This window comes from Microbacterium sp. Root553 (assembly GCF_001426995.1).
GTDB lineage: Bacteria > Actinomycetota > Actinomycetes > Actinomycetales > Microbacteriaceae > Microbacterium.
On the sequence record NZ_LMFY01000001.1, the window covers coordinates 279,448 to 300,139 of the forward strand.

22 protein-coding genes are annotated in these 20,692 nt (G+C 69.0%); 7 read left to right on the plus strand and 15 right to left on the minus strand.

Annotation, left to right across the window (positions count from 1 at the left end; all coding sequences use genetic code 11):
• Positions 1–2: 2 nt before the first annotated feature.
• The 7 genes from ASD43_RS01245 to ASD43_RS01270 all read right to left on the minus strand — a co-directional run bounded on the left by ASD43_RS01245 (position 3) and on the right by ASD43_RS01270 (position 2,836).
• Complete coding sequence (locus tag ASD43_RS01245) at positions 3–632, minus strand: 4'-phosphopantetheinyl transferase family protein (RefSeq protein ID WP_056412516.1); 630 nt, start codon at positions 630–632, stop codon at positions 3–5.
• 55 nt (positions 633–687) lie between these two features.
• Positions 688–987 carry a Dabb family protein gene (locus ASD43_RS01250; RefSeq protein WP_056412519.1) on the minus strand — a complete coding sequence of 100 codons (300 nt, stop codon included), beginning with the start codon at positions 985–987 and terminating at the stop codon, positions 688–690.
• Entirely contained in the window at positions 984–1,274 is a 291-nt protein-coding gene (locus ASD43_RS01255) for a glutaredoxin family protein (protein WP_056412522.1), read from the minus strand. Before ASD43_RS01255 ends, ASD43_RS01250 begins: the two co-directional genes overlap by 4 nt.
• Positions 1,271–1,573, minus strand: a complete 303-nt coding sequence (locus ASD43_RS01260; protein ID WP_056412525.1) for a rhodanese-like domain-containing protein — start codon at positions 1,571–1,573, stop codon at positions 1,271–1,273. The genes ASD43_RS01255 and ASD43_RS01260 overlap by 4 nt, the downstream gene beginning before the upstream one ends.
• Before the next feature lie 82 nt (positions 1,574–1,655).
• Complete coding sequence (locus tag ASD43_RS16840) at positions 1,656–1,754, minus strand: 30S ribosomal protein bS22 (RefSeq protein WP_003792170.1); 99 nt, start codon at positions 1,752–1,754, stop codon at positions 1,656–1,658.
• 168 nt (positions 1,755–1,922) lie between these two features.
• On the minus strand, positions 1,923–2,114 hold the full coding sequence (locus tag ASD43_RS01265) for a helix-turn-helix domain-containing protein (protein WP_042538977.1): 192 nt from the start codon (positions 2,112–2,114) through the stop codon (positions 1,923–1,925).
• A 305-nt stretch (positions 2,115–2,419) separates the two neighbouring features.
• Complete coding sequence (locus tag ASD43_RS01270) at positions 2,420–2,836, minus strand: ArsR/SmtB family transcription factor (protein WP_056412530.1); 417 nt, start codon at positions 2,834–2,836, stop codon at positions 2,420–2,422.
• A 101-nt stretch (positions 2,837–2,937) separates the two neighbouring features.
• Here ASD43_RS01270 and ASD43_RS01275 point away from each other — a divergent pair, with 101 nt between their 5' ends.
• Both ASD43_RS01275 and ASD43_RS01280 read left to right on the plus strand, forming a co-directional pair.
• The gene (locus tag ASD43_RS01275) at positions 2,938–4,368 is read left to right on the plus strand and encodes a TrkH family potassium uptake protein (RefSeq protein ID WP_045254745.1); all 1,431 of its coding nucleotides are present in this window, start codon (positions 2,938–2,940) and stop codon (positions 4,366–4,368) included.
• Positions 4,361–5,032 (plus strand): potassium channel family protein, encoded by a 672-nt coding sequence (locus tag ASD43_RS01280; protein ID WP_045254746.1) that lies wholly within the window; start codon positions 4,361–4,363, stop codon positions 5,030–5,032. Before ASD43_RS01275 ends, ASD43_RS01280 begins: the two co-directional genes overlap by 8 nt.
• Positions 5,033–5,068: 36 nt before the next feature.
• On the opposite strand, the gene ASD43_RS01285 is transcribed toward ASD43_RS01280, so the two are convergent.
• Positions 5,069–5,356: a DUF1905 domain-containing protein gene (locus tag ASD43_RS01285; RefSeq protein ID WP_056412532.1), complete on the minus strand. Its 288-nt coding sequence runs from the start codon at positions 5,354–5,356 to the stop codon at positions 5,069–5,071.
• A 1-nt stretch (position 5,357) separates the two neighbouring features.
• Complete coding sequence (gene proC, locus ASD43_RS01290; protein ID WP_056412535.1) at positions 5,358–6,197, minus strand: pyrroline-5-carboxylate reductase; 840 nt, start codon at positions 6,195–6,197, stop codon at positions 5,358–5,360.
• Positions 6,198–6,257: 60 nt separating this feature from the next.
• Between proC and ASD43_RS01295 the strand changes: the two genes are divergently transcribed.
• Entirely contained in the window at positions 6,258–7,229 is a 972-nt protein-coding gene (locus ASD43_RS01295) for a cation diffusion facilitator family transporter (protein ID WP_056412538.1), read from the plus strand.
• Between the two features lie 73 nt (positions 7,230–7,302).
• On the opposite strand, the gene tadA is transcribed toward ASD43_RS01295, so the two are convergent.
• The gene (gene tadA, locus ASD43_RS01300; RefSeq protein ID WP_056412541.1) at positions 7,303–7,758 is read right to left on the minus strand and encodes a tRNA adenosine(34) deaminase TadA; all 456 of its coding nucleotides are present in this window, start codon (positions 7,756–7,758) and stop codon (positions 7,303–7,305) included.
• Positions 7,759–7,839: 81 nt separating this feature from the next.
• Between tadA and upp the strand changes: the two genes are divergently transcribed.
• Positions 7,840–8,472, plus strand: a complete 633-nt coding sequence (gene upp, locus ASD43_RS01305) for a uracil phosphoribosyltransferase (RefSeq protein ID WP_045254751.1) — start codon at positions 7,840–7,842, stop codon at positions 8,470–8,472.
• Here upp and ASD43_RS01310 read toward each other — a convergent pair.
• Positions 8,457–9,425 (minus strand): LysR family transcriptional regulator, encoded by a 969-nt coding sequence (locus tag ASD43_RS01310; protein ID WP_056412544.1) that lies wholly within the window; start codon positions 9,423–9,425, stop codon positions 8,457–8,459. The two genes, upp and ASD43_RS01310, sit on opposite strands and share 16 nt — an antisense overlap.
• A gap of 123 nt (positions 9,426–9,548) precedes the next feature.
• Between ASD43_RS01310 and ASD43_RS01315 the strand changes: the two genes are divergently transcribed.
• The gene (locus tag ASD43_RS01315) at positions 9,549–10,538 is read left to right on the plus strand and encodes a putative oxygenase MesX (protein WP_056412547.1); all 990 of its coding nucleotides are present in this window, start codon (positions 9,549–9,551) and stop codon (positions 10,536–10,538) included.
• Positions 10,539–10,558: 20 nt separating this feature from the next.
• Positions 10,559–11,614, plus strand: a complete 1,056-nt coding sequence (locus ASD43_RS01320) for a methionine synthase (protein WP_056418827.1) — start codon at positions 10,559–10,561, stop codon at positions 11,612–11,614.
• 70 nt (positions 11,615–11,684) lie between these two features.
• Here the strand turns inward: ASD43_RS01320 and ASD43_RS01325 are convergent, their stop codons facing one another.
• The 3 genes from ASD43_RS01325 to nadE form a co-directional block, all read right to left on the minus strand.
• Complete coding sequence (locus tag ASD43_RS01325; protein ID WP_056412550.1) at positions 11,685–12,479, minus strand: hypothetical protein; 795 nt, start codon at positions 12,477–12,479, stop codon at positions 11,685–11,687.
• A gap of 32 nt (positions 12,480–12,511) precedes the next feature.
• Complete coding sequence (locus ASD43_RS01330) at positions 12,512–15,982, minus strand: TM0106 family RecB-like putative nuclease (RefSeq protein WP_082539159.1); 3,471 nt, start codon at positions 15,980–15,982, stop codon at positions 12,512–12,514.
• 71 nt (positions 15,983–16,053) lie between these two features.
• Complete coding sequence (gene nadE / locus ASD43_RS01335; protein WP_056412554.1) at positions 16,054–16,872, minus strand: ammonia-dependent NAD(+) synthetase; 819 nt, start codon at positions 16,870–16,872, stop codon at positions 16,054–16,056.
• A 111-nt stretch (positions 16,873–16,983) separates the two neighbouring features.
• On the opposite strand from nadE, the gene ASD43_RS01340 reads away from it, so the two are divergent.
• The gene (locus ASD43_RS01340) at positions 16,984–17,541 is read left to right on the plus strand and encodes a phosphorylase family protein (RefSeq protein WP_056412557.1); all 558 of its coding nucleotides are present in this window, start codon (positions 16,984–16,986) and stop codon (positions 17,539–17,541) included.
• Between the two features lie 68 nt (positions 17,542–17,609).
• Here ASD43_RS01340 and ASD43_RS01345 read toward each other — a convergent pair whose 3' ends face one another.
• Positions 17,610–20,684 carry an AAA family ATPase gene (locus tag ASD43_RS01345; RefSeq protein WP_056412560.1) on the minus strand — a complete coding sequence of 1,025 codons (3,075 nt, stop codon included), beginning with the start codon at positions 20,682–20,684 and terminating at the stop codon, positions 17,610–17,612.
• Positions 20,685–20,692 lie beyond the last annotated feature (8 nt).

The following is a 20,692-nucleotide window of genomic DNA, read 5'->3' on the forward strand; positions in this document are numbered from 1 at the left end:
CGTCAGCGGGGCGATCCGATGGCGAGGCTCAACGCATGGCCGGTGGGACCGCCGAGCGTGACGACGTCGATCGGGTCCCTGCGATCCCGAAGGACGGCCGACCACACCCCGGGGGCCGACGCATCCGATCGGACGCGCAGAGTCACCTCGGCGGGGTCGATCGCGAATCCGCGCCCATCGGCCTTCACCGCCGCCTCGATGCGCGTCCAGGCCGCGAGATCGGGCGCGTCCGCAGGGAAGAGCGGCGCGATCTCGGCGAGACGGCTCGCGTGGGTCAGGGGTTCGACGTCGACCCCCAGAGACACGGATGCCGGGCCCACCGCCACCGCGACGAGATCATCGCCGTGGGTCACGCTCAGCGAGGATCCCGCGGTGCGCGGCCTGCCGTGCGGCCCACCGCATCGTTCGCAGGTGCTGTCGAGGGCCACGACACGCTCCCCGTCGTCGCGACGGAGGAGGTCGCGGATCAGCGCTCTACCGGCGAGGAACCCCTGGCGCTGCGCACCACCGAGCTGGAGCAGACGGTCGTGCTGGCGCCGCCCCATCGCGAGGACGTCGGTCGCATCGAATCCCTCGAGCCGTGACGGAGTCGTCCATGCCACGGTCACGCCCTGCCAGGCGAGCTCCCCCATGGTGCCTCCGCCTGCCTCCGCCTGCCTCTGCCGACGACGCCCCCGGGGCGCCGTCTCAGATCTCGATGTCGACGGCGGCCCGTGCGGCGACGACCGAGCGCACGTACGCGACGACCTCTTCGTGCGCGGGGTGCACCTGGTACTCCTCGAGCGCCGCGATCGAGTCGAAGTCCGCGACGAGCGTGACGTCCCAGTTGGTGTCGGGGTAGGCGACGTTCGCCCCGGCGGAGATCGCGCGCAGCTGCGGCACCACGCCGTCGAGGGCGTTCAGACGGCGCGCGACATCGGCGGCCTGCTCCGCGCGGAGGTCGGCGTCCTCGACCGCGAGCTTCCACGAGACGATGTGACGGATCATCGGGGCTCCTTCTTCAGGGCGTCCTCGTTGACCGCGGCTTCGAGGGACTCCTTGAGGCGATCGGCGGAGAGACGCCAGTGCGCATGCAGCTCTCCGTCGATCAGCACGACGGGGATCTTCTCCCACCACAGCGCGTAAAGGGCCGGGTCATCGGCGATCGACGCCTCGACGACCTCGATGCGCTCAGCCGCGGCGTCGGGAAGCTCGGCCACGACCGCATCGATGATCTCGGAGGCCACGTCGCACAGATGGCAGTCGGGCTTGCCGATGAGGGTCAGCGTGGTCACGCCGAGGGCATCTCGATGTCGCGGCCCTGGGCGATCCACTCGCCGGTGCCGCCCTCGACGTTCGTGGCGTCGTATCCGCGGGACTCGAGCGCCTCGACGACACGCGCCGAACGGCCGCCGGCCTGGCAGATGACGTCGAACGACTCGGAGGGGAGTTCCTCGAGCCGGTTGCCGATCTCCGACATCGGGATGTTGACGGCGCCGGGAACGTGGCCCGCGGCGAATTCGTGCACCTCCCGCACATCGATGAGCGGGGTGTTCGAGCGCTCTGCGAGCTCGGTGACGGTGATCGACTTCATGGCATGCTCCTGCGACGCGGGGGAAACCGGGGGTAGAGACACAAAGCGCCCGTCCGGAGACAGGCGCTCGTGTCTGGTCGCTTTACTTCTTGTTGCGACGCTGGTGGCGAGTCTTACGAAGCAGCTTGCGGTGCTTCTTCTTCGCCATGCGCTTGCGGCGCTTCTTGATGACAGAACCCACGGAAACCTCACTAAGTCAGTGGCTGGGTGTCGTCGGTGACGGACACCCGGGTACGGGCACGGAAAAAATGCCTCGGATCAGTCTAGCAAACCGCGGCGCCTTCACTGTACGCGATGCATCGTCGTCGATCGACGACGCGCAGGCGTGCTGCGGAGGGCCTCGATCCGATCAACCGACGTCGGCGATCGGTCGCTGCAGCGCATCGGCCACAGCGGATTCAGGAACGCGGAAGCTGCGACCGAAGCGGATGGCTGGCAGCTCACCCGCGTGCACCATCCGATAGACGGTCATCTTCGACACGCGCATGAGCTCGGCGACCTCGGCCACCGTCAGGAACCGGACATCAGGAACCTCGGGCATCCCACGTACCCCTTTCTGGATTTGTGCACACTCTATGGGTTATCTGGGACGCATGTAAACCCGTGTGGCCCGTGTGATCAATGAGGCCCGCGGAGGCCGGCCATCGCCAGCGACCGTCCTCGTCTCAGCCCAGACATAGGATGTATGGCGGATCCGCCCAGTTTCGTCTGGGAACCTCTGATCACGACTCACGATGGCACCGTCAGAGTCGACGCGGGCTGGGGCCCGCGGCCTCGCCCCTGACGAAGAGCCCCCCGATTCGTCGGGGGCGATGTGCATTCCGCCGCAGGTCCGCGGCAGCGCTGTCAGCCGCCGAAGCGCTTGAGCGCCGAGTCGACCACGTGCTTGGCGGACGCGACCGCGCGGCCCACCACCTCGGCCGCGTGCGCGGCCCCGTCGGGGAGCGGCTGGCCGGGGTACTCGATGTCGGGCGCGTCGTTCCCGTACGCGTCCATGAGGAAGGGGACCAGCCAGTCGTCGACGGCCTCGAGGGGCTCGACGGCGAGGCTGTAGAAGCGGCGCTGGCCGTCTTCGCGGACGCTGACCAGCTCGGCTTCGCGCAGCACCTTCAGATGCTTCGAGACCGTGGGCTGGCTGATGCCCAGATCGGCGACGATATGGCTGACGCTGGTGCCGGCATCCCCTTCGGTCGTGCGACGCAGGAGAAGCTGGAGGATGTCGCGCCTCGTACCGTCTGCGATCACGTCGAAGATGTCCGTCATGTGATCAGGGTAGTCGTCCCCGGCACGGAGTACCATGACGAAGGCTCGGCGAACGACGTCGTGCTGCCACGCACCGCACGGAGAGAACGAAGGGGGACGCGATGTCGGGCATCGTTTCGGCGTCGTCGCCTCGACAGCGGCTCCAGAACGCCGCATCGTGGAGCAAGCACATCATCACGTCGTCGCCCTCGCGCTTCGCGATCGTGATCTTCGCGATGCTCATCCTCGTCTTCACCGTGCTGCTGTCGCTGCCGATCGCCTCCGCGACGCGCACGGTCACCCCGCTGGCGGACGCCCTGTTCACCGCCGTGTCGACGATCTGCGTCACGGGACTCGCGACGGTCGACATGGCGACCCACTGGTCTCCGTTCGGCCACGTGCTGATCTTCATCGGGGTGAACATCGGTGCGCTCGGCGTGCTGACGCTCGCCTCGCTGATGGGGATGCTGATCTCCAAGCGCCTCGGTCTGCGCGCGAAGCTCATGGCCGCCGGCGACACGAATCCGATGCGCGCACACGGCGGCGTCGTGAACGAGAGCCAGACCGTGCGACTCGGAGAGGTCGGTCAGCTGCTCACGACCGTCGCCCTCTCGGCCCTCATCATCGAAGGCGCCCTGGCGATCCTGCTCTACCCGGCGCTCGTCATGGCGGGCGTCGAACCGATCGCCGCTCTGTGGGAGGCGCCGTACTTCGCCGCGATGGCGTTCACCAACACGGGCTTCGCCCCCAACGCGGGTGGCGTCGCGGTGTTCGCCGACGACTACCTCGTGCTCTCCCTGCTCATGGTCGGCGTGTTCCTCGGCAGCATCGGATTCCCCGTGATCTACACGCTCGCCAAGCACGTGTGGCACGTCAAGAAGTGGTCGCTGCACACCAAGCTCACGCTCGTCACCACCGTGCTGCTGTTCGTGCTGGGTGCCGTCGTCTTCCTCGTGCTCGAATACGCCAACCCGAAGACCTTCGGGTCGATGGACGCGGCCGACACGACCTTCCAGGCCTTCTTCCTGTCGGCGATGACGCGCTCCGGCGGCTTCAACGTCATCGAGATGGACGACTTGAACGGCTCGTCGCTGCTCGCGGCCTCGATGCTGATGTTCGTCGGCGGCGGCTCGGCATCCACCGCCGGCGGCATCAAGGTGACGACGCTCGCCGTGCTCGCCATCGCGGTCTGGTCGGAGGCGAAGGGTCGCCAGTCGGTCGAGGCGTTCGGCCGCCGCATCCCCAGCGACGTGCAGCGGGTCGCGCTCAGCGTCGTGGCGTGGGGCGCGACGATCGTGGCGCTGTCGACGATCATCATCTCCCAGATCACCAAGGCCGACATCAGCCATGTGCTCTTCGACGTGATCTCGGCCTTCGGCACCGTGGGACTCTCGACCGGGTTGACGGCAGAGCTGCCCGATTCCGCCTCGTACGTCCTCGCGACCACCATCTTCATGGGGCGCGTTGGTACAGTGACTCTCGCCGCGGCCGTCGCCGCGACATCGCGAACGCAGTACTACTCACTGCCCGTGGAAAGGCCGATCGTTGGTTGAAGTCCTCCGGGGGGACGCTCCCGTCCTCGTCATCGGTCTCGGTCGGTTCGGCGCCGCGTGCGCGGGCGAGCTCGACCGCCTCGACCGCGAGGTGCTCGCGATCGACGACAACCTCGAACTCGTGCAGAAGTGGTCGGACCGGGTCACCCACACGGTGCAGGCCGACGCCAAGAACATCGACGCCCTGCGCCAGATCGGCGCGCAGGACTTCCAGGTCGCGGTCGTCGCGGTCGGATCCTCGATCGAGGCATCGGTGCTGATCACCGCCAACCTCGTCGACCTCAAGGTGCCGCAGATCTGGGCGAAGGCCGTCTCGCAGTCGCATGGGAAGATCCTGGCCCGCGTGGGCGCGAACCACGTCATCTACCCCGAGCGCGAGGCCGGCGAACGTGTCGCCCACCTCGTCTCCGGCCGGATGCTCGACTTCATCCGCTTCGACGACGACTTCGTGCTGGCCAAGATGTACCCGCCGAAGTTCATCCGCGGCGTCGGCCTGAACGAGTCCGGCGTGCGCACCAAGTACAAGGTCACCGTGGTCGGCGTGAAGAGCCCGGGCAAGCCGTTCCGCTACGCCGAGGCGAACACCATCGTGACCAACCACGACCTCATCATCGTGTCGGGCACCAACAGCGACATCGAGCGCTTCGCGGCCCTCGACCGCTGAGCCGCTCCCCGGCGTCTCGGCGTCGGTCGTCGCCGGTCAGGCGTCGATGTCGAGCGTCAGGTCGACGATGTCATCGATCGTGACGCTCTCGCGGTCCTGCAGCAGCTTCTTGATAGGCACGATGTAGCCGCCGTCCTTCGGCCAGAGCGCGGTCGTCACCGTGGTGCCCCCGATCGTCACCGATGCCGGGATCATGCCCCACCCGTAGGTGACGAGGCTCGCCACCTCGCCGATCATCGCGCTCTCCTCCGGCGGCACGGTGACGAAGTGGAAGGGCGCGGGACCGCGCCAGAACCAGATCGCCCCCGAGAACCGCACCCGCACGTCAGGCTCCGGCGGCGAGCTCTCGTGCGCGCGCGAGGGCCGCATCGGCCGCTGCGGCGAACGTACGGTCCAGGTGCGCGTCCTGCAGCACGGCGACCGCCCGCTCGGTGGTGCCCTTCGGGCTGGTGACCCGACGACGCAGCTCGGACGGCTCCTCCCCCGAGGCATCGAGCAGCGCGGTGGCCCCGATGAACGTCTGCTCGGCCATCAGGCGGGCGTCGGCCTCGCTGAACCCCATGCCGACAGCGGCCTTCGTGAGCTCCTCGATCAGCAGGTAGACATAGGCGGGCCCCGAGCCCGAGATGGTCGAGAGCGCGTCGATCTGCGACTCGGGAACCTCGACGACCGCGCCCACGGTCTCGAAGAGGCGGTGCACGAGGGCGAGATCGTCTGCGGACGCCGCCGCCCCCGCGGCCAGACCGGTGACACCCTTGCCGACCGTCGAGGGAGTGTTCGGCATCGAGCGGATCACCCGCACCTCTGCGCCCAGGTTGTCGGCGAACGTCTGCAGGGTGACCCCGGCGGCGAGGCTCACGACGATCGCGTCGTCGGCCAGGTGCGATGCGATCTCCCGCAGCAGATCGGGCACCATGGCGGGCTTCACGCCGACCAGCACGATCCGGGCATCGGCGACCGCCTCGGCGTTGCCGTCGGCGGTCTCCGACAGCGCGATGCTCCTGACGCCGTCGAGATCGGCGAACGCCGCCGCCTTCTCGGGCGTGCGGTTCGTGGCGGTGATGCCACCGTCCACCGGAATGCCGGAGGCCACCACGCCGCGGAGGATCGCACCTCCCATCGAACCGGCACCGACGAACGCGAGGGAGGGAAGGGAGTCAGCCATGTCGTCATCCTACGGCGGGCTCTTCCGGCGTCCGCGGACCAGCGGATCTAGACTCGTCGCATGAGTGCATCGGGTGGCGGCAAGGCGATCATCGCGGCGTTCCTGGCGAATCTGGGCATCGCTCTGGCGAAGTTCCTCGCCTGGGCGCTCTCCGGCTCGGCATCGATGCTCGCCGAGGCGATCCATTCGGTCGCCGACTCCGGCAATCAGCTGCTGCTCATGCTCGGCGGCCGCAAGGCCCGACGCGAGGCCGACAGAGCGCACCCCTTCGGCTACGGACGCGAGCGCTACGTCTACGCGTTCGTGGTGTCCATCATCCTGTTCTCGGTCGGCGGCCTGTTCGCCATCTACGAGGCCATCGACAAACTCACCCACCCGCACGAGCTCGACAAGACCTGGTGGTGGCTGCCGATCGTCGTGCTCGTGGTCGCGATCGGACTGGAGTCGTTCTCGCTGCGCACCGCGGTCAAGGAGAGCAACCTCGTGCGCGACCGCGACCAGTCGTGGGTGTCGTTCGTCCGGCGCGCGAAGGCGCCGGAACTGCCGGTCGTGCTGCTGGAGGACGTCGGGGCGCTGACCGGGCTCAGCTTCGCCCTGCTCGGCGTCGGCCTCACGATCATCACCGGCAACCCCGTGTTCGATGCCCTTGGGACGCTGATGATCGGCATCCTGCTGGTGCTCATCGCGATCGTGCTCGGAGTCGAGACCAAGAGCCTGCTCGTGGGTGAGGGCGCGACCCCCGCCGACCACGACCGCATCGTCGACGCCATCAACGCCGGCGACGAGATCGAGAAGATCATCCACATGAAGACCCTCTACCTGGGTCCGGATGAGCTCATGGTGGCGGCGAAGATCGCTCTCAACGCCGACAAGCCGCTGCGCGAGGCCGCCGACGACATCGACGCGATCGAAGCCCGCATCCGCGAGGCCGTGCCGATCGCCAGGGTGATCTACATCGAGCCGGACGTCTACCGCCCCGCGATCGATCCCGAGCCGTCGACCGACGTGTTCGTGCTCAAGTCCTCCGACTGAGTCCGGCGCCACGGCGCCACGGCGCCACGGCGCCTGTGCGCCTGTGCGCCTGTGCAGGGTCGGCGCCCGGCGGTCAGCGCCGTTGCTCGAAGAAGTCGCGCAGCAGCGCCGTGGCGGCCGCCGCCTCGACCCCGCCGATCACCTCGGCGCGGTGCGGCAGGCGCCGATCGCGCAGCACGTCGTACATCGACCCCGCGGCTCCGGCCTTCTCGTCCCAGGCGCCGAAGACGACGCGCGCGATGCGCGACTGCAGGATCGCACCGGCGCACATGACGCAGGGCTCCAGGGTCACGACGAGTGTGTGCCCCTCGAGGTTCCAGGTGCCCGCGGATGCCGCAGCCGCGCGCAGCGCCTCGACCTCGGCGTGTCCGGTCGGATCGTGGGTCGCCTCGCGGGTGTTCCGCCCCTCCGCGACGATCCGCCCCGAGGGATCGAGCACGACGGCGCCGACCGGGATCTCCGCGGCGTCCGCCGCGTCCGCCGCGAGCGCGAGGGCACGGCCCATCGCGGTGAGGTCGGCGGCGGTCATGCGTCGAGCCTACGACAGCGAGCGGCGGCGGCCACGGCATCCGATGTCGTGCGCGGGCGTCCGGCGCATTAGCCTGTATCCATGCGTGTCCACGTCGCCGACCACCCTCTCGTCACCCACAAGCTCTCGGTCCTGCGCGACCATCGCACACCGTCTCCCGTCTTCCGGCAGCTGACGGAGGAGCTCGTGACCCTTCTGGCGTACGAGGCGACGCGAAACGTCAAGGTCAGCCCCATCGAGATCACCACACCGGTGACGACGACGATGGGCGTGAAGATCTCGGAGCCGCGTCCGATCGTGGTCCCCATCCTGCGTGCGGGACTCGGGATGCTCGAGGGGCTCGTCAAGCTGCTGCCGACCGCCGAGGTCGGCTTCCTCGGCATGGTCCGCGACGAGGAGACCTTCGAGCCGACGACCTACGCCGAGCGTCTGCCCGACGACCTCAGCGACCGCCAGTGCTTCGCCATCGACCCGATGCTCGCCACCGGCGGCTCGCTCGCGGCGGCGATCCAGTTCCTGTTCGACCGCGGCGCCAAGGACGTCACCGCGATCTGCCTGCTCGGCACCCCTGAGGGCGTGGCGGCGATCGAGGCGCTCGTCGGCGACCGCGACGTCACTCTGGTGCTCGGCGCTCTCGACGAGCGACTCAACGAGAAGGGGTACATCGTGCCCGGACTCGGCGATGCCGGAGACCGCCTCTACGGCACGGTCTGAGTTCCCGCAGGCTGGTCGAGCAGCGCGACGCCGAAGCCCGCGACGACGTCACGCACCTCGGCGAGGTAGCGCTGCGCCTGCTCGGTGAGGGGGATGGCCGTGCGCCCGACCCACCCGATCTCGATCCGCTCGTCGACATCGAGCGGCACGGCGACGATCTCGGGGTCGAGGTCGTCGCTGATGATGCCGGTGGAGATCGTGTAGCCGTCGAGGCCGATCATCAGGTTGAAGATCGTCGCACGATCGGACACCCGGATCTCCTGCGCGCTCGAGAGGGTCGAGAGGATCTCCTCGGCGAAGTAGAAGGAGTTGTTCGCGCCCTGGTCGAAGGTGAGTCGCGGCAGTCCGACGAGATCGTCGAGGGTCGCGCGCTCCCTCGCAGCGAGCGCGTTGCGGCGCGAGACGAAGATGTGCGGCTCCGCGAGGAAGAGCGGATGGAACGCCAGGCCCGAGTCGCGCAGCAGCTTGTCGATGACGTTGCGATTGAAGTCGTTGCGGAACAGGATGCCGAGTTCGCTGCGTAGAGTCCGCACGTCCTCGATGATGTCCCACGTGCGGGTCTCCCGGAGCGAGAACTCGTACTCCGCCGCATTCGTGCTCTTCACCATCCGCACGAAGGCGTCGACCGCGAAGGAGTAGTGCTGGGTCGACACCCCGAGGAGTCGCCGCGACGGCGGTCGGCCGAGGTATCGCTGCTCGAGCAGTTCCGCCTGCTCGACGACCTGACGGGCGTAACCGAGGAACTCCACGCCGTCGCCGGTGAGCGTCACTCCGCGCGCCGAGCGCGAGAGGAGCGCCCGGCCCACCCGGGTCTCGAGGTCCTTCATCGCCGCCGACATGGTGGGCTGGGCGACATAGAGCAGATCGGCCGCGGCCGTGATCGATCCCTCCGCAGCGACCTCGATGAAGTACTGGAGCTGCTGCAGCGTGATGCCGCTCGGTCGTCTTGGCATAGCCCAATCCTATAGGAACGCATAGTGGAGCCGAATTACCCGATGACCGCGCTCCCGCTGCACGATGAGAGCACAGCTCCTGAGAGGCCGACCCCGGCCTCACCCCCTTCGGATTGGCTTCTCATGGCGAACGACATCACGTTCAGCATCACCACCACGCGTTTCGACGAGGACTATGCACCGTCGGATGCGTCCCGGATCACGACGAACTTCGCCAACCTCGCGCGCGGCGAGCGCCGCCAGGAGAACCTCCGCAACGCGCTCGCGATGATCGACCGTCGATTCAACGACCTCGCGCACGAGGACAACCCCGACGGGGACCGGTATACGGTCGAGCTCGACATCATCTCGGTGCAGCTGCGCTTCTCCGACGGCGCGGACGAGGAGTTCCCCGTCCTCGAGGTGCTCGACGTGCACATCCTCGACCGACTCACGGGCGAGCGCCACCAGGGCATCGTAGGGAACAACTTCTCCTCCTACATCCGCGACTACGACTTCAGCATCGTCCTGCCCGCCGCCAACGCGGGCGGAGGGGGCTTCACGACGCCCGATGACTTCGGCGCGCTGCACGGCAAGCTGTTCCAGCACTTCGTCGAGTCCGACGCGTATCGGGAGCGGTTCCCGCAGTCGCCGGTCATCTGCATCAGCGTGTCGACGAGCCGGACGTACCGACGCACCGGCGAGGAGCATCCCGTGCTCGGCGCCGAGTACGTGCAGGATTCGTTCTCGCTCACCGACGAGTACTTCGGCAAGATGGGTCTGCAGGTGCGGTACTTCATGCCGCGCGGCAGCGTCGCCCCCCTCGCCTTCTACTTCCGGGGCGACCTGCTGAGCGACTACTCCGATCTGCAGCTCGTCGGCACGATCAGCACCATGGAGACCTTCCAGAAGATCTACCGCCCCGAGATCTATCACGCCGACGCACCCGCCGCGGAGGTCTATCGTCCGAGCCTCGAGCACGAGGACTTCCAGCGCACGGACATCACCTACGACCGCGAGGAGCGGAGCCGACTGGCGGTGACGCAGGGACGCTACGCCGACGAGCACTTCGTCACCCCGCACCGTCGGGTGCTGGACGAGTGGGCCGCCTCCTACCCCGCCCTGGTCCGATGAGCGGCGCGGGATCGACGGCCGTGAACACGCTGCTGCCCACCTCGATCGTCGGAAGCCTGCCCAAGCCGGCGTGGCTGGCGAAGCCCGAGGTGCTCTGGTCGCCGTGGGAGCTGCAGGGTGACGCGCTCGTGGAGGGCCGGCAGGATGCACTGCGCGCGGCGGTGCACGAGCAGCAGCGACGCGGCATCGACATCCTCAGCGACGGCGAGCAGACCCGGCAGCACTTCGTGACCACCTTCATCGAGCACCTCGACGGGGTCGACTTCGAAAAGCGCGAGACGGTCCGCATCCGCGACCGGTACGACGCGAGCGTGCCGACCGTGGTGGGCGCGGTGAGCCGACGCCAGCCGGTGTTCGTCGCGGACGCGGCCTTTCTGCGCCAGCAGACCGATCGGCCGATCAAGTGGGCGCTTCCCGGCCCGATGACGATGATCGACACCCTCTCCGACCACCACTATCGCAGCCGCGAGAAGCTGGCGTGGGAGTTCGCCACGATTCTCAACCAGGAGGCCAGGGAGCTGGAGGCCGCGGGCGTGGACATCATCCAGTTCGACGAGCCTGCCTTCAACGTCTTCTTCGATGAGACCAAGGACTGGGGCATCGCCGCACTCGAGCGCGCTGCCGAGGGACTGCGTGCGGAGACGGCGGTGCACATCTGCTACGGATACGGGATCAAGGCGAACAACGACTGGAAGGCGACGCTGGGTGCGGAGTGGCGACAGTACGAGGAGTCGTTCCCCCTTCTGCAGCAGTCCTCCATCGACATCGTCTCTCTGGAGAGTCACAACTCCCACGTGCCGATCGATGTCATCGAGCTCATCCGCGGCAAGAAGGTCATGCTCGGAGCCATCGATGTCGCGCGCGAGCAGATCGAGACTCCGGAAGAGGTGGCCGGCACCCTCCGGCGCGCCCTCGAGTTCGTCGATGCCGACCTGCTCATCCCCAGCTCCAACTGCGGCATGGCCCCCCTTCCGCGAGGCGTCGCGTTCGACAAGCTCAGCGCATTGTCGGCGGGGGCTCGGATCGTCCGACAGGAGCTCGGCGTCGGCGTCGGCGCAGAGGTGGGCGTGGGCTGACACCGGGTCTCGACACGGTGACGGCCGACGACGTCGGTGCGGCGCATGTTCCGACGAGGACCGGCTCTGATCACACCGTCAGGCGGTATCCGCGCTCCTCGCCGAGACGGAGGAAACCCGAACGAGCGAGTATCGGAGCCGATGTCGCGGTGCGTCCCTTGACAAGCGCCGTCTTCGCCCCGAGAGACGCGCTCACCCGCAGCCGTTCGGCGAGCACCGCACGATAGGCGCCCCTGCCTCGGGCCCGCTCGATCGTGGCGGCGCCCCACAGACGAGCGAACCCCTCGACGATCGTGCACCCGCCGGTACTGACGGCCTCCCCGTCGAGGCGCGCGAGCACGCGGACGTGCGTTCCCGCCTCGAACGTCGAGGTGACCTCCTCGAACTCGACCCTCAGACCCTCGTCGTCGAGTGGCTGCTGCTGCCACACCGGCACATTGATCGCATCGACCTCGCGGACCTGATCGAGCGTCCGCACGACCTCGGCGGTGACGCCGTCGGGCACGTCCACGGTTGCTCCCTCGACCGGACAGGCGAACACCGCCACCGTGTCGATGTGTTCGGCACCGCGTCGGCGCAGCTCGGGCTCGAGGTCGGGCTGATCCGACGCGTTCGTCCAGAAGACGAGCTCGCTCTCGCCCCATGCCCGGGTACGGGCGAGGGCATGATCGAGGACGTCCGCGGCATCGGCCTCCGACTCGACCTGAGATCCGCGCACGCCACCGCCGAACCGCTCGGGGTGGCGCACCAGCTGCAGGTCCGTCTTCTCCTGCTCGCTGCCGCGCGGGAACCACACCCACTGCGCCGATGCGCGCAGGATCTCCTCGGTCGTGTGCAGGAGCTGCGCCCCGTGACCACCTGTCATGTCGTGACCACCTGTCATGTCGCGACCGCCTGTCAGCTCGCGGCGCCGACGAGGCGGGCGAACGCGCTCATCCGCGCGACTCCCTCGGGAGTGCGCGGAAGGTCGTCGAGGAGCGCCGGAGAGTGGATGAGGTAGGCCGCGACCTGTGCTCGCGAGATCGCGACGTTGAGCCGGTTCTGCAGCAGCAGGAACTCCGGCCCGCGGGGAGCGTCCCGTCCGCTGGACGCCGCGAGCGTCGTGATCGAGACCACTGCCTCCTTGCCCTGGAAGTTGTCGACGGTTCCGACCGGCACGTCCGGGAACCCGGCCTCGGCGAGTGCGTCGTGCACCAGCTGACGCTGTGCGTTGTACGGCGCCACCACGATGATGTCGCTCTGGGCGAGCGGACGCACCGTCGCCGTCGCGTCGTTGTCGGTGAAGGCACGGCCCACCAGGTCGGAGACGAGCGCGACGACCTGGGCCGCCTCCTCGGGCGACTCGGTGGCGTTGCCCCGATGCCGCAGAGGGACGACATGCAGACCGGGATCGACCCCCTCGAGTTCCCGCCGCTCGGTGCCGGGAGCGGATGCGAGCTGCCCGGCGTAGGCGAGCGTGGACACCGGCTCGGCGAGGAGAGGATGCATCCGCCAGGAGCGCGCCAGGAAGTAGCCCTGCTCGGGCCGGACGACCGCATCGCCGTCCATGACCCAGCCGAGGGCCGAGGTGTCGACCGGCTCAGGATGCGCGCCCTGGCTGACCTGGGGAAGCTGCTGCGGGTCACCGAGCAGCAGCAGGCGTTGCGCGCTCGCGGCGACGGCGATCGTCGAGGCGAGCGAGAACTGGCCGGCCTCGTCGACCACCAGCAGGTCGAGTCCTCCTCGATCGACGCGAGCGGTGTTGCTGAAGTCCCAGGCCGTCCCCCCGACGACGACACCGTGGTGCGCATGCTCGCCGAGGAACGCCGCCATCCCGCTCTTGGGGATCGCGGTGTACGACGGGTCGATCGACGGATCCTTCGGGGACTTACCCACCTGCGCCGCGGGAACGCCGTCTGCCACCACGCGGTCGAGCAGGTTCTCGATGATGGCGTGCGACTGCGCGACCACCCCGATCCGGAAACCGTGGTCGGAGACCAGACGGGCGATCACCTGCGAGCCGGTGTAGGTCTTACCGGTCCCGGGTGGCCCCTGCACGGCGATGTAGCTGCGGTCGAGGTCGAGGATGCCGCGAACGATCGCATCGATCGTGTCGCCGTCGCCCGTCGGCAGCGGCGCACCCGAGATCGTCCGAGGAGGGACACGACGCAGGATGTCGGTCGCCGCATCGCGCGGGAATGCCGGAGCCTCGGCGTGCACGGCGTCGGCCCACTCGTCGATCGCCCCCTGCAGCGACACGACCCGGGGCGGGGCGGCCGGGGTGAGGGCGAGCGGCACCTCGCTCCAGGTCTGTCCCTGGATGGCCGTCTCGGTGATCAGGAAGCCGTCGTCGAGCACCTCGGCGACGGTGACCGTGTGCGGCACATGGACCGCGCGCGAGGGCACCTCCGTGTCGAAGGGAGCCGGCACCGCGTAGAGGGCGAAAGGCTGAGCCCCGGCACCCACCGTCGTGCCGGGCGACACCTCTCCCCTGATCTCGACATCGCGCGACATCACCCGTCGGCCCTCGGGCACGCTCCAGTCGCGCACCACGCGCGACGCACCCCTGTCGATGCGCACCACGTCGCGCGTGCCGTCCCACATCGTGACCGGCTCGCGCAGCCGCTGGAAGTGCGACACCCAGAAGCTCTTCGCCTCACGGGGGAAGTAGTCGATCGCCGCGGCGGCGATCCTGTGCACGAGTCCGTCGCCGCCGTCGTCGATGGCGCGCTCGGCGTCGGCGAGCAGAGCGACCGAGCGCGGAGACGGCTCGTAGATGACCTCGTCGGCCTCGTCGGGCGGGGCGGGGTTCACGCCCTCCTTCTTGGCGATCTCGATCAGCCAGTTGCGCAGACGCCTCGTCGACACGCAGTCGTACCGGTTGTAGTCGGCCAGGTCGGCGAACACCGCATCCGCCTCCGCACGCTGCCCGGCGGCGGCGAGCTCACGGGCGGCGACGTACTGCACGATCGAGTCGTCGCCCTTCTGGACATCGCTGGTGCGGACGTCCGCACCCATGTACAGCGGCTCGAGCTTCTTGATCGAGTACGACCTCGACCCCACCCGCACGGTGCGCAGCACCAGCGGGTAGAGGTCGACGAACACTCCCTCGCGCAGCAGCCGATCGATCTCCGCCTCGCGCACACCGTGACGCGCCGCCATCGCCACCAGGTGCGAGGTCTCATAGGGCGCGTAGTGGTAGATGTGCATGCCCGGGTGGGCGGTGCGGCGGACCTTCACGAAATCCAGGAATCTCTCGAACGCCTCCCGCTCCGCGGCGAAGTCGTGCGCCCAGAGCGCGGTGTACTGATCCGCGTTGTCGACCCATCCGAACAGATAGTCGATGCCCCAGTGACCCTGCCCATCGGGCGCGGGCTCTGTGTAGAGCGGGTCGCCCTCGAAGTCGAAGAAGATGTCGCCATGACTCGGCACGGGCAGTGTGTGGATCGCCGCGGCGTAGTGCACGTCGTAGGTCGGCACACCCTCGGCATCCGCCCGGATCTGCAGCCGCGCCTGCGCCCGCAGCGTCTCGAACGTGTCGGCGTTCATGCCGTCGGGCGGCGCAGCGGCCTCCGCCAGCGCGTCGATCGTCTCGATCCCGCCGGCACGCAGACGCGCACGCTGCACGGGGCGCATACGCGCGACCATCAGCAGATCGCGGTGCGCGATCACCTGCTCCTCGCAGGTGGCGCACCGGCCGCAGGCCACCACCTCGAGGTCGCCCCGATCATCGCCCCACGCCAGGGCGGCCTCGGGAGACGGATCGTCGATCCGTCTGTCCGCGATCAGCGCTCGGAGGCGGGCACGGCGCACCTGGAACAGCGGGAGCAGATCGTCGACGGCATGCGTGCTGAGGGAGCCGTCGCCGAGGATGAGGTCGACGGAGTCGGATCGCGGAACGCCGAGCCGGTCGAGCTGGTCGACATATGCCGCCAGCTGCATGAGGGCTGTGACCCGTGCGGTGCGGGCGAGCTTGGAATCCTGCACGCGCCAGCGGCCGTCGTCGTCACGCTTCAGGAAATCTGCGAACCCGACGAATTCGGGAGTCGCGAACGCCGCCTGGAAGACGACCGCCGCGTCGGAGGCGAGCGCCTGGATCGTCTCGTCGACGGCCGCCGCGAGCGCCTCGGCATCGACCGACGACACCTTCTCGATGCGGTGGACCCGATCATCGCCGAGGTCGTCGATGTACCGGGACAGGACGTTCTGCTCGTGCACGTCTCCGAGCTCGGCGGCCCGGGCGAGCGTGGCGTTCTCAGGCTCGACGACAGCGGGGACCCGCCCCAGCTTGGCGTCGATCGCCCGACACCAGGCGAACTCGCATTCCGCAGCCGCCTTGAGGTCGCTCGCGCTCCAGATGACGCGCTGCGCCTGAGTGTCGATCCGCACGATTCTCCCGTTCCTTCGGATGCTTCGACACTAGCCGCGGCATCCGACACGGGATCACGACCGAGCCGGCGTCAGCGCCACCAGGTGTCGTCGGGGGTGACCGGGAGGCTCCGCTTGTGCTGGGTGGCGAGGTAGCGCGACTCGATCCGCCCTGCGACGTCGGGGTCCACCTGCCGCCCTTCGAGGAAATCGTCGATCTGCTCGTAGGTGAGCCCCAGCTCGTCCTCGTCGGCGCGGCCGGGCTGACCGTCCAGGAGGTCGGCGGTCGGCACCTTGAAGGCGAGGCGATCGGGGGCCCCGAGACGCAGCAGCAGCGAGCGCCCCTGGCGCTTGCTCAGGCCGGAGAGGGGCAGGATGTCGGCGGCACCGTCTCCGAACTTCGTGTAGAAGCCGGTGACCGCCTCGGCGGCATGATCGGTGCCGATCACCAGGAGCCCGTCATGACCGGCGAGCGCATACTGCGTCACCATGCGCACCCGGGCCTTGATGTTGCCGCGGTTGAAGTCGCTGATGTCACTGGTGACGGCGAACTCGATGTCCTCCTCGACGCCGTCGACGCCGTTCTGGATGTTCACCTCGACAGACGCGTCAGGGGCGATGAACTCGAGCGCGGCCTCGGCGTCGTCGGCATCCTTCTGCACCCGGTACGGCAGCCGTACGGCCAGGAACTTCGCCTCGCCTCCCTCGGCTCGCACGCGTTCGACCGCCATCTGGGCGAGCCGGCCGGCGAGGGTGGAGTCCTGGCCGCCGGAGATACCGAGGACGAACCCCTTCGCACCGGTCGCACCGAGGTAGTCGACGAGGAACTGCACACGGCGCTCCACCTCGACCTCGGGGTCGATCTCGGCCACGACACCGAGTGCTTCAGAGATCTGCTTCTGCAGGGACACGTGTTCCTCCGGTCTATTCGACGTCAGTATCCTCCTCCAGTGTTACATCGGGATGAACCGAGCGCACGCGCACGGCTTCGCGCCCCGCGATCCACCTGGCAGGATGGCGGGGTGAAACTTCTCGTCGCAGCCATGGCCTCCGAACTCGCAGCCTTCCCGGAGGACCTCGAGGGATTCGACCGGCTCGTGACGGGAGAAGGCAAGATGCAGGCCGTCTACGCGCTCACACGCGCGCTCGACGCCGCCGAGTACTCCGAGGTGGTGGTGGTCGGCACCGCGGGCGGCATCGACCCCGACCTCGAGGCCACCGTGCACGAGATCGGCAGCGCTCTGCAGCACGATGTGTTCGACCTCGACGGCGTCGCCGGCCAGCACGTATCGCTCCCCGCCCGGGTGTCGACCGGCCGGGAGGGCGTGCTGATCGCCACCGGTGACAGCTTCGTCGGCGATGCCGGGATCACCGCCGTCATCCGCCCGTCCGGTGCGGGGCTGGTCGACATGGAGACCTATGCCTACATCTGGGTCGCTCAGCAGTTCGGCGTGCCGATCCGGGCTTTCCGTGCGATCTCCGATCACGCGGAGGACGGCGCTCTCGTCGACTTCCGCGAGGCCATCGCGCGGTGCAGCGTGCAGCTGCGCGAGGTGATCCGTCGCGAGTACGGCGTCTGACGACACGCACTGAACGCACGCGCCCGCGACCGTGGCGTGCGCATCAGCGCGACTCGATGACGCTGGAATCAGCGCGACTCGATGACGCTGGGCCCCTCCGAGGTGGCGCGCACCCGGAGTTGCGCCGGGATCTGCTCCTGCATCGCCTCGACATGGCTGATGACCCCGACCGTGCGTCCGCCCTGGCGGAGCTCGTCGAGGGTGCGCATGGCGACCTCGAGGGTGTCGCCGTCGAGCGAGCCGAACCCCTCGTCGATGAAGAGGGTGTCGAGACGGATGCCGCCCGCCCGCGCCGTGACGACCTCGGCGAGGCCGAGAGCGAGAGCCAGGGAGCTCAGGAAGGTCTCGCCTCCGGAGAGCGATTGCGCGGGCCTCGTCTGCCCGGTGAAGGCGTCGAAGACGACGATCCCGAGACCTGAAGCCGCCCCGCGCGCTGCGAGAGCGTCGGAGTGGCGGAGCTGATAGCGCCCGGTCGACATGTCGCCGAGGCGACGATTGGCCGCGTCGACGATCTCTTCGAGCTCTGCGGCGAGGACGAAGGTCTCGAGCGTCATCTTGCGCGTGTTCGCCCCGCGCCCCGCGATAGTGTCGGCGAGATCGCGGAGAACCTCGTATTCCGCGGCATCGTCGGCCGTGCGTGCGTGCTCCGAGGCGGCCGCGTCGATCGCTGCCCCGAGCTGCTCGGCCATCGCGGTCGCGCGGCTGGCCTCGTCGACGGCCGTCATCCATCGTCGCCGTGCCGCCTGCGACTCCTGCTCGGCGGACTGAAGGTCGATCGGCTCCTCCGGCAGCGTGCGCAGCTCGAGGTCGAAGAGGATCTCCCGCTCCTTCTCCCGGCGCACGGAGTGGGCGGTGACCCGAGCCTCCAGCGCCTGCTGATCCGACGCCGAGCGCAGCGCTCGCTCGACCGACGCCACGTCGTCGAACACGGAGTCCTCGATCGCCGCATCCCGCTCGGCGGTCGCGGTCGATGCCGTCTCGCCGCGGCGCGTGCGTTCGGCCGCGGCCTCGATCAGGGCATGCGCCGCCGCCACCTCGGCGATCGTCGCGGCCAGGCGCTCGGCCACCGACGCGAAGCCTCCGCGGGCCTCCGCGATCGCCGCCCGCGTCTCCTCGACCCGCTGGGTCAGCAGGGCGTGCGTCTCGCGCGCAGAGGCGAGAGACGCCTCGTCGGCCTCGCGTTCCTCATCGAGGCGACGGATCCGCTCGGTCAGTGCGTCACGGTGCTCCTCCAGCTGGCGCATGCGCTCCGCCGCCGACCGGCTCTGGGCGAGGGCGTGCGCCGCCTGCGCCTGCTCGGAGGAGGCGGTGTCGACATCACGACCGTCGGCCTTCGTGAGAGCCGCCGCGTGCGCGAGACGGAGAGACGCCACGACATCACTCGCGGTGCGTTCCCGCTCGGCCAGGCGGTCGCGTTCGGCCTCGGCCCGATCGATGTCCTCGGCGGAGACGGGGTCGGCGTGCTCGGCCGGTGCCGGGTGCTCGAGCGAACCGCAGACAGGGCATGCCTCGCCCTCGTGCAGCGCGGTCGCCAGCTCGCCGGCGAACCCGTCGAGACGGCGCTTCCGCAGCTGCGCAAGCGTCGACTGCGCGGTGGCCAGCACGGCGCTGGCGTCGGCGAGGGCGCGATCGGCGACGACGAGCTCGGCGTCGAGACGCACCACATCGAGTGCCGCCGCATGACGGTCCGCCGCCGCACGCTCCGCGGATGCGAGGTCGTCGGCACGGTCGGCGAGGCGCCTGGCCTCATCGCGTTGGATCGTGAGCTCCTCGAGTCGGGCGGGCACGGCCCGCCGCTCCTCCTCGCTCTCCTCCCTGCGGGCGAGGAGTGCGTCGAGCTCCTCCCTCGCCGCAACGAGTTCTGCATCGAGCTCCGGTGCCGAGAGCTCCCACTGCGATGCGCGCTCCCAGGACCCGGTCTGCCTGGTGCGCTCCTCCGCCCACTCCGCGAGGTCCGGCGCATCGATGCCGTACGCCTCCCAGGCCGTGTGCGCGCGCGATTCCGCATCTCGGGCGAGTGCCGACGCCGCCACCGCCGTCGCCGCCGCGTTGATCGGCGCACGCAGGATCTCGGCGGCTCTCGCGTTCTCCCACTCGGAGCGCGCCTGGGCGATCTGGGGTTCTTCGGCGTCGAGGCGCGCGAGCGCCGCCCGTGCCCGATCGCGCTCGACCTGTGCGCGCTGGTCGTCGCGGAGAGCCGAGAACGCGGCATCGGCAGCGCTCGACAGCCTCTCGGCCTCGGCATGCTCAGCCACGCGGCGTTCGGCCCGGTAGTCGGCTCTGGCCTTCGCCTGACGCAGTCGAGCCAGGCGCTCCTGTGTGGTTCCCGCCACCGCGACGGACTCGGCGGGATCTCCCGCACCGTCGACGATCTCGCCGACGCGCTCACCGCTGAGCTCACCGCCGAGTTCACCGCCGAGTTCATCGGCGGGTTCATCGGCGGGTTCACTGCCGATTGCATCGCCGAGTTCAGCGGCGAACACGATCCGTTCGCCCTCGTCGAGACGTGCGGCCACCGTCGCCAGGCGGGAACCGAGCGCGCGTTCCGCCTCTCTGCGCCTCTCGTCGAACCGCGCCTGCACGTCTTCGAAGCGTTCGGTGCCGAACAGCCGTCGAAGCAGTGCCTGGCGATCCTTGCTGCCGGCGAGCAGGAACTCCGAGAACCGGTTCTGGGCCAGCAGGATCACCTGCAGGAACTGTTCCCGGCTCAACTGAAGAATCTCATCGAGCTCGTGTGCGGCCTCGCGTTCTTTGGCCGCGAGGCCGATCCATTCCCCGCCGACGAGCACGTCGAGCTGCACGGCTGCGGGCTGGACGGTGAGCCCGCCCCCGCGCTTCTTGGGCCGCTCGTACTCCGGAGACCTGGTGACCCGGTAGCGGCCGGCCGAGGTGCTGAACTCGACGACGACCTGAGTCACGTCATCGGGTTCGCAGTGGTCGCTCCTGAGCCTCTTCTCACCGCCTTCGTACCGAGGGACGCCGCCGTAGAGCGCGAAGCACACGGCATCGAGGATGCTGGACTTGCCGGCTCCGGTACGTCCGGCGATCAGGAAGATGCCGTCGTCGGCGAAGACGTCGAAATCAACCAACTGACGCGCACGGAAGGGGCCGAATCCCTCGACCTCGAGACGGTGCAGCTGCATCAGAGGGT

What these genes read in the sequence shown, in the direction of transcription:
- ASD43_RS01260 (WP_056412525.1), bottom strand. Translation starts at nt 1,573, where the DNA reads ATGAAGTCGATCACCGTCACCGAGCTCGCAGAGCGCTCGAACACCCCG.
- upp (WP_045254751.1), top strand. Translation starts at nt 7,840, where the DNA reads ATGCGTGTCCACGTCGCCGACCACCCTCTCGTCACCCACAAGCTCTCG.
- ASD43_RS01295 (WP_056412538.1), top strand. Translation starts at nt 6,258, where the DNA reads ATGAGTGCATCGGGTGGCGGCAAGGCGATCATCGCGGCGTTCCTGGCG.
- ASD43_RS01325 (WP_056412550.1), bottom strand. Translation starts at nt 12,479, where the DNA reads ATGACAGGTGGTCACGGGGCGCAGCTCCTGCACACGACCGAGGAGATC.
- ASD43_RS01270 (WP_056412530.1), bottom strand. Translation starts at nt 2,836, where the DNA reads ATGACGGACATCTTCGACGTGATCGCAGACGGTACGAGGCGCGACATC.
- proC (WP_056412535.1), bottom strand. Translation starts at nt 6,197, where the DNA reads ATGGCTGACTCCCTTCCCTCCCTCGCGTTCGTCGGTGCCGGTTCGATG.
- ASD43_RS01315 (WP_056412547.1), top strand. Translation starts at nt 9,549, where the DNA reads ATGGCGAACGACATCACGTTCAGCATCACCACCACGCGTTTCGACGAG.
- ASD43_RS01245 (WP_056412516.1), bottom strand. Translation starts at nt 632, where the DNA reads ATGGGGGAGCTCGCCTGGCAGGGCGTGACCGTGGCATGGACGACTCCG.
- ASD43_RS01265 (WP_042538977.1), bottom strand. Translation starts at nt 2,114, where the DNA reads ATGCCCGAGGTTCCTGATGTCCGGTTCCTGACGGTGGCCGAGGTCGCC.
- ASD43_RS01250 (WP_056412519.1), bottom strand. Translation starts at nt 987, where the DNA reads ATGATCCGTCACATCGTCTCGTGGAAGCTCGCGGTCGAGGACGCCGAC.
- ASD43_RS01275 (WP_045254745.1), top strand. Translation starts at nt 2,938, where the DNA reads ATGTCGGGCATCGTTTCGGCGTCGTCGCCTCGACAGCGGCTCCAGAAC.
- ASD43_RS01345 (WP_056412560.1), bottom strand. Translation starts at nt 20,684, where the DNA reads ATGCAGCTGCACCGTCTCGAGGTCGAGGGATTCGGCCCCTTCCGTGCG.
- ASD43_RS01310 (WP_056412544.1), bottom strand. Translation starts at nt 9,425, where the DNA reads ATGCCAAGACGACCGAGCGGCATCACGCTGCAGCAGCTCCAGTACTTC.
- tadA (WP_056412541.1), bottom strand. Translation starts at nt 7,758, where the DNA reads ATGACCGCCGCCGACCTCACCGCGATGGGCCGTGCCCTCGCGCTCGCG.